The 15932-nt window shown below is 45.2% G+C and carries 16 protein-coding genes; 8 read left to right on the forward strand and 8 right to left on the reverse strand.

Annotated features, from left to right (window positions below):
- Positions 1-39 precede the first annotated feature (39 nt).
- Both B9G69_RS01090 and B9G69_RS01095 read left to right on the forward strand, forming a co-directional pair.
- Complete coding sequence (locus B9G69_RS01090) at positions 40-570, forward strand: hypothetical protein (RefSeq protein WP_254916973.1); 531 nt, start codon at positions 40-42, stop codon at positions 568-570.
- Between the two features lie 8 nt (positions 571-578).
- Positions 579-1448 (forward strand): hypothetical protein, encoded by an 870-nt coding sequence (locus B9G69_RS01095; RefSeq protein ID WP_088616456.1) that lies wholly within the window; start codon positions 579-581, stop codon positions 1446-1448.
- Here the strand turns inward: B9G69_RS01095 and B9G69_RS01100 are convergent.
- Both B9G69_RS01100 and B9G69_RS01105 read right to left on the reverse strand, forming a co-directional pair.
- On the reverse strand, positions 1445-2716 hold the full coding sequence (locus B9G69_RS01100) for an amidohydrolase (protein WP_088616457.1): 1272 nt from the start codon (positions 2714-2716) through the stop codon (positions 1445-1447). The two genes, B9G69_RS01095 and B9G69_RS01100, sit on opposite strands and share 4 nt — an antisense overlap.
- A gap of 54 nt (positions 2717-2770) precedes the next feature.
- Positions 2771-4753 carry a hypothetical protein gene (locus B9G69_RS01105; RefSeq protein ID WP_088616458.1) on the reverse strand — a complete coding sequence of 661 codons (1983 nt, stop codon included), beginning with the start codon at positions 4751-4753 and terminating at the stop codon, positions 2771-2773.
- Positions 4754-4945: 192 nt separating this feature from the next.
- Here B9G69_RS01105 and B9G69_RS01110 point away from each other — a divergent pair, with 192 nt between their 5' ends.
- The 3 genes from B9G69_RS01110 to B9G69_RS01120 all read left to right on the forward strand — a co-directional run bounded on the left by B9G69_RS01110 (position 4946) and on the right by B9G69_RS01120 (position 8576).
- Positions 4946-6055, forward strand: coding sequence for a hybrid sensor histidine kinase/response regulator (locus B9G69_RS01110; protein ID WP_088616459.1), 1110 nt, complete (start codon positions 4946-4948; stop codon positions 6053-6055).
- Between the two features lie 75 nt (positions 6056-6130).
- The gene (locus B9G69_RS01115; RefSeq protein ID WP_265437909.1) at positions 6131-7432 is read left to right on the forward strand and encodes a type II and III secretion system protein; all 1302 of its coding nucleotides are present in this window, start codon (positions 6131-6133) and stop codon (positions 7430-7432) included.
- A gap of 1 nt (position 7433) precedes the next feature.
- A complete protein-coding gene (locus tag B9G69_RS01120; protein WP_088616461.1) occupies positions 7434-8576 on the forward strand; it encodes a CpaF family protein in 1143 nt (380 codons plus the stop codon).
- Here the strand turns inward: B9G69_RS01120 and B9G69_RS01125 are convergent.
- Positions 8479-8907 carry a hypothetical protein gene (locus tag B9G69_RS01125; RefSeq protein WP_141096960.1) on the reverse strand — a complete coding sequence of 143 codons (429 nt, stop codon included), beginning with the start codon at positions 8905-8907 and terminating at the stop codon, positions 8479-8481. The two genes, B9G69_RS01120 and B9G69_RS01125, sit on opposite strands and share 98 nt — an antisense overlap.
- 130 nt (positions 8908-9037) lie before the next feature.
- Positions 9038-9808, reverse strand: coding sequence for a DUF1266 domain-containing protein (locus B9G69_RS01130; protein ID WP_088616463.1), 771 nt, complete (start codon positions 9806-9808; stop codon positions 9038-9040).
- A gap of 74 nt (positions 9809-9882) precedes the next feature.
- On the opposite strand from B9G69_RS01130, the gene B9G69_RS01135 reads away from it, so the two are divergent.
- Entirely contained in the window at positions 9883-10536 is a 654-nt protein-coding gene (locus B9G69_RS01135; protein WP_088616464.1) for a DUF4097 family beta strand repeat-containing protein, read from the forward strand.
- Positions 10537-10665: 129 nt separating this feature from the next.
- Here B9G69_RS01135 and aspS read toward each other — a convergent pair whose 3' ends face one another.
- Positions 10666-12498, reverse strand: a complete 1833-nt coding sequence (aspS, locus tag B9G69_RS01140; protein WP_088616465.1) for an aspartate--tRNA ligase — start codon at positions 12496-12498, stop codon at positions 10666-10668.
- 284 nt (positions 12499-12782) lie between these two features.
- Between aspS and B9G69_RS01145 the strand changes: the two genes are divergently transcribed.
- Both B9G69_RS01145 and B9G69_RS01150 read left to right on the forward strand, forming a co-directional pair.
- The gene (locus B9G69_RS01145; RefSeq protein ID WP_088616466.1) at positions 12783-13088 is read left to right on the forward strand and encodes a polyhydroxyalkanoic acid system family protein; all 306 of its coding nucleotides are present in this window, start codon (positions 12783-12785) and stop codon (positions 13086-13088) included.
- Positions 13089-13098: 10 nt separating this feature from the next.
- Positions 13099-14229, forward strand: a complete 1131-nt coding sequence (locus B9G69_RS01150) for a sigma-70 family RNA polymerase sigma factor (RefSeq protein WP_088616467.1) — start codon at positions 13099-13101, stop codon at positions 14227-14229.
- 3 nt (positions 14230-14232) lie between these two features.
- Here B9G69_RS01150 and B9G69_RS01155 read toward each other — a convergent pair whose 3' ends face one another.
- The 3 genes from B9G69_RS01155 to B9G69_RS01165 form a co-directional block, all read right to left on the reverse strand.
- Positions 14233-14505, reverse strand: a complete 273-nt coding sequence (locus B9G69_RS01155) for a hypothetical protein (protein ID WP_088616468.1) — start codon at positions 14503-14505, stop codon at positions 14233-14235.
- A 112-nt stretch (positions 14506-14617) separates the two neighbouring features.
- On the reverse strand, positions 14618-14950 hold the full coding sequence (locus B9G69_RS01160; RefSeq protein ID WP_141096961.1) for a hypothetical protein: 333 nt from the start codon (positions 14948-14950) through the stop codon (positions 14618-14620).
- Positions 14951-15127: 177 nt separating this feature from the next.
- Positions 15128-15913, reverse strand: a complete 786-nt coding sequence (locus B9G69_RS01165; RefSeq protein ID WP_088616469.1) for a FliA/WhiG family RNA polymerase sigma factor — start codon at positions 15911-15913, stop codon at positions 15128-15130.
- Positions 15914-15932: the final 19 nt, after the last annotated feature.

A 15932-nucleotide genomic window follows, 5' to 3' on the forward strand; every position in this document is an offset into this window, starting at 1 on the left:
AAGGTCAAGGTCGCTCGGGCTATCAAGGATTTAAAAGTTATGAAAATATTAAACAAAGAAATCAAAGCTTCCAGTTTTCTAAAGACGTCTCACGATAAGTTCCAGAACTTAAAGTTCGAACATAAATTACTTATCGCAGGATTTATTGTCATCGGAGCGTTTGCTATTCTTCACAACAAACCAGCCACGCCTGTTGTTGAAACACGTCAGGAAGTCGCTCCGGAATCCGTGGACACTTACATTCCCCATGGATTCACCTTGATTCCTTTAGAAATTTCCAACTCCGATGCTCTCGCATCAATTATGGGAGACATGGGTGGAGTGGTGGACCTTTACCTTACACAAACTGACTCACGCAAGGGAGGAATCCGAGTTGCTTCCCGAGTAAAGCTATTACGGGCTCCACGCAACCCGGAGCAATTCGCTGTCTTGGTCAAAGAATCAGAAGGACAACGCATTCTGCAATACAGTGGCCCCTTTTTAGCTGTAGTTCAGAACCCTGACGTCCGTGGCGGAAAACTTGCCGCAGAAAAACAACAAAACTCTGTGCGCATCGACTACGCGAACTAGGAAATATTATGAAACAGTTCTTCTTCGCCTTTTTTTCAGTTCTCTTAAGCATCGATACAATCGCCGCAGTTATTGTTCAGTCGCCGACTTCATCACGTGAAGAATACAATGCATTTATAAAGTCACACGCTGAAGCCGTATCCTACGTTCGATATTTTACAGACAAACTTCAAAGTAATTCTCATCAGGAGGACCTTCTTTACAAGATTGCGGAACGCTTAGATGCTTCACCCAAAGAAATTCTTTTACAGTTGCGCACTATCGAATCCGGTGCAGCTCTAAGCGCAACATCAATAAATTTCATCTATGATTTATCAAATAAACTTCAAGAACGTAGCGAATTTAAAAACAATACAGAATTAAAGACCCTTCAATGCAAAGTGCGTGGCCTTTTAAGCGTGCCTTTAGAAACATGTGCCAAGGTCAAAGTCGACATTCAAGCTATCACTCGTCAGTGGCCAACCACAGACACATTACTGATCGAATCTGTTCCGTATGACCTTACGACCGGGATATCTTTAGAGATCTCGTCGGAGGCCGCCTATCAATTCACATTGCTATCGAATACTCACAAGGCCATCCTTTTTAGGGGAACTTTTGTTCAACTGATGCAACAGCATTTCGTCCCCGAACCGATGGTATCAGGCACCTGCGACGCATTTTCAGCCGCCATCGATGATTTCACCATTGCCAGCAATGGACTGATTTTCTTTAATCCAAATTGCACAAAATCGATCAAGACTCCGCAAACAGAAAGCCATTTTATTCAGTGGGTGGAGAAAAATAAATATTGGGTTTACCCAGCGGGTGTCTTACTCATAGGTGGAGCTGGGGCATACGCTCTTAAAGATAAAAAAATCGTTGTGACGAAACCCTAGGACTCTAAATCCAGAATTTGACCGTCAAAGAAAACTTCCTGAATGCGATCGCCATCGATCACTGTCCACGAGTCGGTAAAAGTCGCATCAGGATGACCGTGATAAATCGCCAAATCACCAGTGAAACGTTTAATACGATCTTTAGGGCTTTCTTCGAGAGCTTGTCTATTTGCGAAAAAAGATGAAGGTTCTATAGGGCTGTCGCAACCAAATGAAATTGGAATCTGCGCATTCTTCAAAGCTTCCCAGGGAAATGCATACGAATAAAGACCGCGCAGTTTTTGCTGCAACCACTTACGATCACTTAACCAGTGGCAAGGCTGCATATGGCAACGTACGTGCAAGGGCTTCATCGCTTGAATTGTTTCTGGGCGCAGAACCTGTGCGTGCTCTAAATTCAAGCGTCCCACAAATCCCTGGGCAGAAATTTTGCGGGCTAACTTCACCATTTGATGAGCAGCTTCATCCCCAATCGTATGAACAGAAACTTCTAAACCGGCTGCCCAAGTCAATTTGAAAACTTCTTCGGCATCTTCTAATGACCACAGAGTTTTTCCAACGTTGTCACCTTCTCCATTGTATGGACGAGATAACAGAGCTGTTTCAGAGCCCAAAGATCCGTCATAGAAAAATTTGATGCCTTTTGCTCGCAGTAAGCGACTCGGAGTTTTTCTGGCCATCAATACAGAGGCGATTGCACCGTCCAGCTGATTGAGCTCATGAACCGTATAGTTTTCCTCGATCGCCAGAGTCAGCTCGTTGGCCTCTTCCATTCCGACCAGTAGATTCCACAAAGAATCTGTGCAGGACATATCACGAATATGTGTAAAGCCCGCGCGGTTATACAGCTTGCAAGCAGCTAAGATTTGCTGACGCTGTTGAGCTTTTTCAAAGGGTGGAATCCTATCGAAACTTTGCAGATGATCCTTCTCGCTTAAAAGACCGGATTCGGATTGCAGTCCCAACTCTTTCAGGGCGGCAGAGTTCACCCAAGCCGTATGCCCATCTGCTCGCGCCAGATACACCGGATAGTTCGGGAAAATTTCATCTAATTGTTTTTTATTCGGAAGTCTTTTGTCGGGCCATTTGTTTTCGTCCCAGCCGAATCCCACGAGCCAACCACCTCGGAAAGCCGTCTTACCTTGAAGCTCCACATAGCGAATAGCCTCTGCACTGGGCAAATCAAACAGCATAAGACCCGTCGCAAATTCGCCGGTCGCCAAAAAGTGAGTATGACTGTCATAAAGACGTGGGATCTTAAAAAGCATAAGGCCCTCTGTTTTATCAGAAGGCCTTATGCTTTTTAAGTTTTAATTTTTAAATTATCGACCTGTACCAACACCTGTTGTTGTTCCAGTCCCAGTTGTAATAGGGACTGAACCTGGAACCGTTACTGAACCGGTACCCGATGATGCATAGCTACCGCCACCCATGATCACGCCACCTGGATATGTCGTCGTACCAGTGCCATAGATCGTGTTACCGTAGTAACCAGAATTACCCGAACCACCGATGTAACCTGTGCTACCCGTGTAAGCGCCAGATTGGATGTAATACAGTTTTTGTTGCAACGTCATGATCTCTTGAACCACGCTCGAAGAAGCTTGTTGACGTTGGATTTGAGCTTGCATTTGAGCTTGGTACTGAGCCATTTGAGCTTGCATCATTTGCTGTTGCATTTGCATCATACCCAAATCGCCAGCGTAACCACTTGTCATAGCACCAGTGTAAGTGCCATATCCACCCATGCCGCCCATGTACATGCCGCCTGTATACGCACCGCCGCCCATATAAATGCCGCCACCTGCGATACCACCAAGATACATGCCGCCGACCATGCTGCCAGCGTACATACCACCGGCATACATACCACCAGCATACATACCGCCCATATAGGAACCAGCCATACCGCCGGCTATACCACCCATGTACATACCACCGACCATGCTGCCAGCGTACATGCCACCGGCATACATACCACCAGCATACATACCGCCCATGTATGAACCCATGTAACCATTCGCGATACCGTTAACGAAACTCATGCCGCCCGCACCGTATGGATTCATGCCCATACCCATCGGACCAGCCATCCCCCAAGGACCCATACCGTTAGCGTAGATACCGCCACCCATTTGTCCAAAAGGATTCATACCTTGCATAGCATACGGGTTACCCCACATACCGGTACCATTTGCACCACCGTAAGGACCGTACATTCCGTACGCTCCACCATTTTGACCAGCACATCCGAAACCGCCTGCACCGATACCACCAGACATCGCACCGTAAACACCACTACCACCGCCCAACGCTTGCGTCAGACCGGTTGCAAGGTACGGCATACCGAATGTCCATGCTGGATATGGATTTGAAGGATAACCAAGATTTGCATTGGCATCCGTCACATATTTATTTTGCTGATAACCTAGGTAAGTACCAAGAACACCCATACCGACGTTCGCGATCACGCTAGACCAGTCAGTTTGAGGTCTTTGATAAGTATAGCCATTTCCTGTAGTCGCACAGTCAGTACAGATGCCACCTTCAGTTTGCTCACGTTGAGCATCTTGTTTCGCTTGAAGAGCATCTTTACGAGCATCTTTCAAATCGTCTTTAGCATATTCTAAAGAGCGATCGATAGCTTCCATGTCGCTGCGAAGCTTGTTTGCTTTTTGTGTTGTTGAAGCGTAAGTCGAAAGAGCTTTTTTACATTTATCAGGATTTCCGATGCGGCGATCTTTAACCTGGAATTTAGATGTTATACAAACACCCGCATTAACCGCACCACGTTGGCTTTTGTTACAAACATAGTTTCTGCTAGATTCAGAACCGTTCCATTCCGCAATTTCAAAATCACCAGCAGTTGGTTTTTCTGCTGCTGCTGCCTGACCTTCACTACCTTGTTGGCCTGTTGCTTCGAACTCGTCGTCTTTGTAACCACGATATTCGCTGCAGGAACGCGCATTATCCATATGATCATAAAGAGTTTGCGCATAATTATCCGCGATAACGTCATCGATATCACGTCTTGCGTACTTCAAATCTCTTTCAGCCTTAGTAAGCTCGCGCTTCTTTTCAGCTTTTTCTTTTTTCAATTGAGCGATTGAATTTTGAATGTCAGACACTGCATCGTCTTCGCTTGTAGCAGCTTGACCAGCACCGTAATTATAAGGACATGCTTGCATACCGCCATACACACCAGTTCCGGCCATTCCATAACTAGCGGCGTATTGCGCTTGAGCATTGATTGCAAAACCCAACACGATCGTCAGTGGAGTTGCAACGCGAATCCATAATTTCATACTCGATCTCCTGAAATAAAAAAGCACTTCTTCGTTTCACTAATCGTCAGGATAAGAGAGAGACTTGACTCAATACTGATCAATCCAGACCAAGATAAGAGTTATCTGGACCAAGCTCGTCGTCCTCCATGACAACATAAAGTATCTAAAATACTTTGCACTCGTACTCTTCAAATCCTACACTACCTTCATATGAGCAAGCACACAATTCTTTGTGTTGACGATGAAATAGATAACGTCGAGGCTTTAGAACGGTTATTTCGTAAGAAATATACTGTACTAAAGGCTACGTCTGGAAAGCAGGCCCTGGAGGTTCTTGACCAACATCCAGGACCGTTGGCTTTGATCATCACCGATCAACGTATGCCGGAAATGACTGGATCGGAGTTTTTAGAAAAAACTCTGCATTCTCATCCTGAAACAGTTCGCATTCTTTTGACGGGTTATACCGATTTAGAATCTGTGATCGAAGCCGTGAATAAAGGTCAGATCTTCCGTTACGTCACGAAACCCTGGGATCCAGTAGATCTAGCGAACACTGTGGATCACGCAGTGGACAGATTTGCACTTGGCCAAGAGTTAAAAACTAAAAACGTGGAGCTGGCAAAAGCACTCGAGGAATTAAAAAGTCTCGATGTCGCAAAATCTAATTTCATGATCTTAATCAATCACGAGTTGAAAACACCACTGACGTCAATTCTAAGCTTTTCCCAACTTTTGAGTGAGTCTTCATTACCTGATGAGGACAAGCTTATGGTAAATCGCATCTCTCGCAGTGCTGAGAGGCTGAAAAGTTTGGTTGATGATGTTTTGTTGATTGTTCGTGCAGAAACAAATCAGCTTAAAATCGATGTGCAAAATGTTGCTTTTTCTGAGTTCACAGATCTTCCAAAAGAGGTCGTAAACCTTTTGAATCAGAAACACATCAATGTTGTTCAAAACATCGCCCCCACAGGAGTTTTAGCGGACGTGCGCCTGGTAAAACAAATTGTTCAGCGCTTGATTCATAATGCTGCAAAGTTTTGCCAAGACGCGACTGATATCGAAGTCAAAGTTGCTACCGAAGGCACAGTGGCCAGATTTTCGGTTTCCAATCGCGGTCCGCACTTGTCCAGCAAAGTTGTCGATAAAATCATGAAGCCCTTTTATATCGATGAAGATGTTATGCACCATTCAACGGGAACGGGCCTAGGTCTTACGATTTGTCAGGCGATTCTGAAAGCCCATAACTCCCACTTGCAGTTTAAAAATACTGATCAAGGTGTGATGGTCTTCTTTGAGCTGCCGCTAGCTCATCCGTAGATGTCCGAAGCTCGCAGGTTTACCTTGTTGTGAACTTGCGAGAGGCGCGCCTTAAGCTTGCTCCAGCAGGCTTTCATGAAAAACCTTATCTGCCTTTTCATTATTCTTTATTCGCTGACTGCATTCTCCGCCCCTTCTGAGATTATTCTTTCTTTGGGTGAAAGCTCCCTTCTGCCCGTTCATCCGAAATCTTCCGTCTGGATTCAAGACCGAACAATTCTGAAAGCGGAGGCTCTGGGAGGACGTTTGAATATCAAAGGCCTGACAGAGGGGCTGACCAACGTTCGTATCGATGACAATCTTTACCGAGTGCAAGTGATTCACCCGGGGAAGCGGGCCGCATTCTCTGATCTAAAAAAGCAATTATCTAAAATAATTGGACTGTCCGTGGAAGTAGGTGATGGCGACCTGTTGGTGACTGGCAGGTTATATCGACTGCAAGACTGGATTCGCTTAGCCGAGCTTCTGACTGATTCGGGCGTCTCCTATCAAATGCGCGCAGCCCTTTCGCCCGCTTTACAAAGTGAAAGCCAGCAGCATTTTACTGATTTATTAAGCAAAGCGAAAGTTCCCCCGCAATCGATCATCTTTGTGCCGTCTCCTGAAATCCGAGTTTCTGGAAATGATATCATTTTACGCAAATATCAAAAAATTTTGCGTCCATACGGAATCAATATTATCAAAGACCAAAGCAGCCTTGAAATTGCTCCCACCGTAAAGGTACAGATCACCGTAGCAGAGGTACGGCACGAAAGCGCACTTTTATATGGTATAAAATGGCCGGCGGCGTACCGGGCTGCCATTTTAGGGGAAGGTGCCATCGAGTTCGACAAAACTCTTTTAGATGTTCAAGCATTTGAAAAAAAAGGTTACGGCAAAATATTAGCAAGTCCGAACCTTGTTTGCCGAAGTGGTTCCGAGGCGGAGTTCCTGGCGGGCGGTGAGTTTCCAATCAAAATTGCGAATTACAAAGTTCAAGATGTTGTCTGGAAACGTTATGGTATTTTATTACGAGTCAAACCCAAGGCCGATGCCTCTGGCAGAATGAGCCTTTCTATCGATACCGAAATCTCAACATTAGACAAGGGAAGTGGAATTGACAATGTGCCCGGCATTCTTACCAACCGAGTTTCCAGCCATTTCGACCTGACACGCACTCAGACAATCGCTCTTTCCGGATTGCTAAAAAAAGAAGGGGGCGACACTTCGGAAGGACTACCGATGCTGTCAAGAATTCCTATATTAGGACCCCTATTCTCCAGCAAAGATTACAGCGAGAGAAGATCCGAGCTGGTGATCTTCGTTCGTCCGTCAATTATGAGCGAAAACGAAGAAAGCGAAAGCTCACTTCAGCACATTGGACAGGTAGGAAACTAAAATGATCAAAGAAATATTAATGCACTACGAACGGATTCAGGAAAAGATTCAGACCTTGCCGCTGAACGAGTTGTTGCTGTCGCCGGATGAAGAAACGCAACTGCGCTCGAAAAAGATTGATCAACTGATTGAAAGCGAAACTGCTCTGCTTGATTTTAAAACAGGGAACAGAATTAAAGACGAGTTTTATAAATGGGGTCCGCTATGTCAGTTGATGGAGGACGAAGAGATCACCGAGATCTTAGTGAACGGTCCGACGAATATTTGGTTTGAGAAAAGAGGTTGCCTGCAACAACATCAAGATTCCTTTTTGTCGGAACTTAGTTATCGCAACTGTATTGAAAGACTGTCACAAGCAGCAAAGTGCTACATAACGGTCGAACACCCCTCGGCTGACAGCAGCTTCGGGGATTTCCGACTAAGTCTGATTGGTGCTGATCTAACACAGTCGCATCCACACCTTTCGCTTCGACGTCACCCCAGAAATCCTTGGACTTTCGAAAAGCTTCAGGCGCAAAGCTGGTGCTCTGAAGCAGATCTGCTTTTTTTCAGGCAACTTATCGCGCACCGGAAAAACTTTTTGGTAGTGGGTTCGACAGGCTCTGGAAAAACATCAGTTCTGAATTCACTATTGAATTTGCTTCCCGAAAATGAGCGTGTCGTGGTTATCGAAGACACGTCAGAGATTGCACTTTCAAATAGTGCCAGCATGAAGCTGCTGACTCGGGAAGATCCTCAGGGAATTTTACCCAGCATTGATCAAACACTATTAGTAAAACGCTCGTTGCGTTTAAGACCAGATCGATTGGTTATGGGTGAAGTACGCGGGGCAGAAGCGAAGGACTTTTTGATGGCCCTGGCCACAGGACACGCAGGAAGTTTTGGAACGCTTCACGCTCAAGATGCGGCGCAAGCTTTGATACGCTTGGAAATGCTGATTCAAATGGGGGCTCCCCAATGGAATCTAACGGCGATTCGTCGCCTGATTCAGCTCTCTCTGGACTACATCCTCGTGGTCGGTCGAGAGCCTTCAGGTTTAAGAGTTTTTAAAGGGGCTTATCGACTGTGCTCGCTGGAAGACCATGGCTTCCTGGTTGAGTTGACGAATTCGATCGAGTCGGAAAAAATTCTTGAGCATTCGTAGTGTTCTCAAGAGCTTCTTCCGAGCGAGTCACATCAGCATTTTCCCTAGCGATTGTTTTCGGATTTGTGAAGAATGCCTTATTCAGATCTTCGATCACTTTCTTTTTGCTCATCTCAGGAGTTTTATAAGAGATCGGAGCTTCTGGCTGAGGCAACTGACCTGATTGGCGCATCTCTTCCATTTGCTTACTAAGTTGAATTCTGTCGCCCAAAGAATTTTTACCTTGAGGACGACCGAACTCAGGGGCTCCTGGGCGCGCTGGTTGCGCAGCAGCAGTTTCTGCCATCCTTGTTCGTGGGCTTGCAGGAAGAATTCCGCTGATTTTATCCATTCCACACCTCCGTGTGTGTTTTAAGAAAAACCATCCATGGTTTCCCTTATACTTCGTATCGGAATAAGACGTCTCAGCTTGAGACCCCCTTAACGAATCTGGACTAAAGTGAGAAATTTTTGAAGGTCAGTTATGAAAGAGTATAGAAATTCCAAGGGCTTGCGGGATGTCCTAAAAGTCGTTCGCAGATCTTTTTGACCACCGGGTCCTCGCTGCCTGACCAGAATGTCCGGCCGATCAGAAAGCTTTGTGAAAACTCCATCCAGTTATCGAATTTTCCATCTGCTATCGGAGCCATCTTCAAAATTTCTGCCCAAGCTTCATTGTCGTCCATATAACCCGCTACAAAACTTAAGCGAGCCAAATGAACAAAACGAGCAGCATCCCATCCCAGGATACCTGGCTCCTTTAGAAACCTCAGTGTACGTTGAAACCATTGCGCCAGTTTTTTAAAATCTTCATCAGTAAGCTCGATCGGTTTGTCGTCAGCAAAATCGAAAGTAAATATCTGTTTGAACTTTTCCATATTGTGAGCACTTAGATCCCCGTCTGCTGGAACCAAATCACGAAGGACATTGAATTTGACTCGGTGACCTTGTTGACGAATTTGCTCCAATGCTTGGAAAGCTTGTTCGCGACTTTTAACACCCCAATATTCTTGCAGGATCTCGATGCAATCAGCTTTGATTTCATGGCCCCAGTTCAAGTCCAAACGAAAGAAATACTCGCCCACCTCATCAAGAACTTGATCTTTGGCGTCACCGGTCAACTCCTGACCTTCTACCAAATCGGATCCGATAATTTCATACAAATCATCCAAAAGATGATTTTCCTCAATAAAAACAGCACCCATGCACATCATGTTTTTTTCTAATGTCGTTTCTGGCAAAACTCTTTGCATGGGAACTCCTTCTAAGATCTGTCTCTTATTCAATTACGTTTCTTTGTGATTTTCAATGTGATAAATATGAGCGCATGTTGAAGAAGCTGATCATGGGCGCGATCGCCCTCTTTTTTATTTTTGTCGGCGCGATGATTATTTTAATCGGATACACGGTTTACAATCCGGATTCGATCTTTACGGCTTTCAACAAAGTTTCGCAGCATTTCACTCGTGGTGAAGATTATCAAGAGCAGGAAGAGTACTTCTTGCAAGGAATTAAAAACATAAATATCAAAAGCAACCGGATGCCTATTCATGTGCGCACCTACAATGGCTCGACATTGAAAGTCTCTTTAGAAGGCAAAGCTCCCCGCTTTGAAAAAGGTCCTTACCTGAGTCAACTTTCAGATCAGTCCAGCATTAATATTGTTTTGAATGAGCCCATGTCGACCCACTGGATCCACTTAAGCGTGAATGGTGAAGAATACACGGAAGAGTCTGACGCTAAGCTGGTGGCCGCCGTTTACTTACCCGAAAAATATGCGGCCACTTTGAATCTGCACTCAGAAACTGGCGACATCGAATTTGTGGTGGATAAAAATCAGATTTTCGAATTTGAATTGAAATCAGAACTCGGCAAGATCGACAATCATGCGCAGATGAATCCTGCGGCTGCCACCTCTGCAGATCAAGTGGCCAAGATTCACATCCAGACCACTTCTGGCAATATCACAGTAACAAACTAACTCGCCCCCGCTGTAGTTTCCATTCCCGTCACCGAGCCCCGAGCGCGAAATAAGTGGTCGCAGCCAAGGCGCAAGGAGGAAGGCCTACTATTAGTACGCCGACGACGAAGCAACGAAGGATCCGCCCGCTTATGTCGTGCTCTCTTTTCCTTCTTTAGCTTTGTCGGCTAGAACCTTCTCAGCCATTGCACTCAGGCGTATACCCACTTCAGCTAGCTGATCGTTTTTCACTTCACTTGGGCAGTCTGCCATCAAGTCAGTTGCTTTCGCCGTCTTAGGGAAAGCGATCACTTCACGAATAGCGTCTGTTTCACACAGTAGCATCACCAAGCGGTCCAAGCCCCATGCAATACCACCATGCGGAGGAGTTCCGTATTTCAAAGCCTCTAAGAAGAAACCGAATTTATGCTCTGTCTCTTCTTTGCTCATGCCAAGCAGGCGGAACATTGCTTGTTGAATTTCGTTACGATAGATACGGATGGATCCGCCACCCATTTCATAACCGTTACAAACAAGATCGTAAGCTTTTGCCAAGATCTTACCGTAAGCTTCTTCGTTCGTACCCAACAAGTCGTCAAACGACTCATCCTTAGGCGACGTGAATGGATGATGACGAGCTACCCAACGTTTTTCATCTGGAGAGTACTCAAGCAATGGGAAGTCCACGACCCACAAGAATTTATATGATTTTGTATCGATCAGGTTTAATTCTTTACCCAAGTGCAAACGAAGCGTTGAAAGAGCTGCACAAGCGATGTCGAATTCATCACCCACGATCAAAGCACAATCACCTTTTTGTGCACCTGTTGCTGCAAAGATCTCTGCCAATTTTTCTGGTGTAAAGAATTTAGAAACTGGAGAGCTCAATGTGCCGTCAGCTTCAGATTTGATCCACACCAAACCTTTTGCACCTGCACGTTTTGCCATATCAGTCAGTTTATCAAACTGACCACGAGAGTATGCGCCACCTTTAGGAACCGCGATACCACGAACGATGCCACCGCGGGCAATGCAATCATCGAAAACTTTAAATCCTGAATTTGTGACGATGGATTTCAAATCTTTGATTTCCATTCCGAAACGAGTGTCAGGCTTATCAATACCGTAACGATCCATGGCTTCCTGATAAGTCATACGAGGAATTTCGCCGACGTCGATACCTTTGATTTCTTTCCAGATCGTGCGAAGCATTTTTTCATTCATCGCCATGATGTCTTCTTGGTCAATGAAAGACATTTCCATATCGATTTGCGAAAACTCCGGCTGGCGGTCGGCACGCAAATCTTCGTCACGGAAGCAACGAGCGATTTGGAAGTAACGGTCATAACCTGCGATCATCAAAAGTTGTTTCAAAGTTTGCGGAGACTGTGGCAACGCATAGAACGTTCCTTGATTCACACGGGAAGGAACCAAATAGTCACGGGCACCCTCGGGAGTTGATTTATAAAGAATCGGAGTTTCCACTTCAAGGAAGCCGTTATCAGACAGGAATCTGCGAACGACTTGAGCCACTTTGTGACGAGTGATCAAGTGAGATTGCAAACGCTCTGTACGTAAATCCAAGTAACGATATTTCAAACGAAGCATTTCATTGACGTTGTTATCACCCGCTTGGAACGGAGGCACTGCAGACTCATTCAAAATTTCACAACGAGTTGCTTCAATCTCGACTTCACCCGTTTTGATTTTAGTGTTTTTCATGCCATCTGGACGCGCACGAACGATACCTTCAACCGCGATAACAAATTCACCACGCAGGTTTTTTGAAGCTGCAGTTTCAGCTTTATTCGGATCCAGAACTACTTGCACAATGCCTTCACGATCGCGCAAATCGATGAACACCAAATTTCCGTGATCGCGGCGCACGTCAACCCACCCCATCACAACAACTTTTTGTCCAACATTCGCAGCAGTCATTTTGCCGCAATAATCAGTTCTCTTCAGATCCTTAACAAATTTCATGGGTAACCCTTATCAAAGGTAAGAACGCCCGGAACTATCCCAAGCATCCAAAAATACTCCCATTTTTTGAAACGAACGTCAAAACCCAACGCACCCAGAAAACTCGAGGACATGAGTCAGATAAAAGCCTGTTCGCGAGTTTCACAGCGAGCCAAAAGCCTAGGTGAGGTCACAAATCACATCTGGCGCCGACTGTCTGAAGCGAGAAGGGTTTCCTTAAAGCTTCCCCTTAGCCGCCACGAAGCGATATACTCTTCAAACCGAGCGTTTGAAAGGACCTAAAAATGCCTAAGTTCACGATCAATCATGATTCCAGTCAGCCAGCTTCAGAAGCTTATAAGAAAATTAAAGAATTTTTGGCCAACGACCTTGATATTCGTAAATTCGATCCCAAGTTAAAGTGCGATTTTAGCGATGGAACGATGAGTTGCAAGCTGAACGGTTCCCAGTTCAAAGCTGATATGAATGTTGCCGCTGCGGGCAATGGAAGTAAGGTGTCAGTGGTCGTTGATCTGCCGTTGATGCTGACTCCGTTCAAAGGTAAGGTGCAGGAAACTTTGGAGCGAAAGCTAGCGAAGTACCTGGCTTAAAAAAGGTAGTATGGCAAAAACCAAGGCGAAAACCTCAAGTACGTCGAAAGACACTAAAAAGGTAGCGGCTGCTTCGAAAGAAGCCAGCCCGAAAAAACCTGCGCCTAAAAAGTCCCCTACAAAAGAAAAAGTACAACCGAAGAAAGTTGTGGCGGAAATCGTCGACGAAGATGAGTCTTCCGATGCTTCGATGGAACACGCCGAAGCAGACAAAGCCTATGCAGTTCCATCATCCAATGACGAGCCTGAATTCGAAGATGTCGAGATTGAAGACGCTAAAAATCTTCCATCCCTAGATTCTTCCAAAGCCCTTACATCGACTGACCCCTTGGTGATGTATTTAAACGAAATTCGTCGTTACAAAGTTTTGACCAAAGAGGAAGAAACCGCCCTAGCTAAGAAATATTTTGAAACCAAAGATCCCGAAGCTGCACAGGCCTTGGTGAAATCTAATTTGCGCTTCGTGGTCAAGGTGGCTGCAGAGTATTCTAAATTCGGCGCCAAGATGATCGACCTGATTCAAGAGGGTAATGTCGGTTTGATGCATGCCGTGCGCGAGTACAATCCCTACAAGGGCGCCCGCTTGATCACTTATGCGGTATGGTGGATCAAAGGATATATACAAGAGTACTTGATGCGCCAATACTCCATGGTGCGCATTGGAACCACTCAGAACCAAAGAAAACTTTTCTATCAACTTCAGAAAGAAAAGAACGCCTTAGATGCGATGGGCGTTGAACCGACAACGGCACTCATCAGCTCTCGCTTGGGAATTCCAGAGGACGAAGTTCGGGATATGGCAATGCGTATGTCAGGCCGTGACGTCAGCTTGGACAAGCCTGTCGATGACGATTCCAGTACTAGCATCGGTGATTTACAACGAAACGTCAGTGATCAACCGCTGGACGAGCAATTAGCTCGTGAAGAGCAATTGGAAATTTTAAAACAAAAAATCGAAGCCATCCGCCCTGAACTTTCTGAGCGTGAAAAAATCATTTTGGATGAACGTATTTTGAACGACGAGCCACTTACTTTACAAGAGATCGGTGAAAAGCACGGAATCACTCGTGAGGCTGTTCGCCAGATGGAAGCTCGTTTGATGAAAAAGATTAAATCCAAGATGGAAGAGGATGAAGAGTAACAATTAAAATTGCCACTCTATGCTTGCGACAGCCTTCATTTTATTTGTTGCACGCCCTGTAAAATCATCTACCGCCAAGTGACTCTTTAATTTACACTTCAAGGATCTGATGGGCTCTTCCCAAGCAACCTGCACTTCATGATCATTCAAATTCGCACTTAATTTTTCAAGACCAGCGGTTCTAAGTTGAACCATACCTGCTTGTGCTGCTGTCGCTTGGAATATTAAGAAAAAACCAAATAAGACTGTCATGATTTGTATGATGATAGTTTTCATAGATTTTATATTACAAGAGACAGTGTGAGATCTCTCACTCACATTCGAGAAGTTTCAAGACAAACTCCGAGTTCCTTGCACAAGAAAAATCAAACGACACTCGCCGATCCGATTATTCGAATTGACTAGGAATTTCTGAGCCACGCACCTCGCCCTCAGGTCGGTTGGGTTGACTTTGTAAAGCCCCACCCGTCGAAGGATGGCAATCGCGGCTATGATTTTCTAATCGTGCCAAATCATTCATCTTGGTTATTCGTGATTCATCAGGGCACGGCAAGATGCCGGGACGCTGAAATGACGAAGCGGGCGTACGAACAGATTGTTGCGTCTGTGTCGACGAGCTGTAGTCATTAATAAGGGCGTCGCTTAAAGTGGGACCTGGAGCGGCAACAGCGGAACCTGAATAAATAAATAGACTTGCTAGAAGTACCTGTAGAACTCTCATAAAGGCCTCCTCCATTGAATTATATCACAAGGAGTCCTAGCAAGGCGGAGGTCTGTTGAAGATCATAGACAAGAGCGCCAATCCCGACTTTGGAATGGCATCTGATTCCTGCAAGCGAAATGAAAAACGCCATGGATACTTCCATGGCGTTTTAATTATTCAAATACAAATGGAGTTCTATGCGACTTCCAATTCTCCTGCACCAATAGTTGCAGCAAGTTTCGCGCGAAGGCGAGTCACCGCTTGAGCGTGCAATTGAGAAACGCGGGATTCAGTCACGCGCAACACTTGACCGATCTCTTTCAAGTTCAGATCTTCATAATAATACAAAGAAAGAACCAAACGTTGTCTTTCAGGAAGCTCTTCGATAGCAGTAGCCACAACTTCTTTGATGTTTTTAACATTCAATTGATTGAAAGGGCTGTTCGTACGAGAACCTTCCAAAATATCCATAATAGATTTTTTGTCTGTATTACTGAACGTCGTCGCTTGATCGATTGGCAACAAGCTCACAGGGCGAACTTGGTTAACCATGTCGTGGAACTCATCAATGCTGATGTTAAGTGCTTTCGCAACTTCTTCATCTGTCGCTGCACGACCCAAATCAGCTTCCAATTGAACCATTGTGCGATCCAAAAGTTTTGCTTTATCACGAATAGAACGTGGCACCCAGTCTTGAGCACGAAGTTCATCCAAGATAGCACCGCGAATACGGAATTCAGCGTAAGTTTTAAATTTATTATCACGTGTGGAATCGTATTTCTCGATGGCATCCATCAAGCCGATAACACCCGCAGAAATCAAGTCATCCAATTCGATGTTAGAGGGAAGTCTAACGGCGATCTTCTGAGCGATAAATTTAATGAGTGGAGCGTATTCTTTAATTAGATCGTCTTTTTTAGTCGGCGCGAGCTGACGTGGCTCATCCTTGTACTTCTTCAACAATGCCGCATTTTTCCCCATATTTATCCCTCTTGAAGTC

Origin of the sequence: Bdellovibrio sp. SKB1291214 (assembly GCF_002209355.2) — a bacterium.
Lineage (GTDB): Bacteria > Bdellovibrionota > Bdellovibrionia > Bdellovibrionales > Bdellovibrionaceae > Bdellovibrio.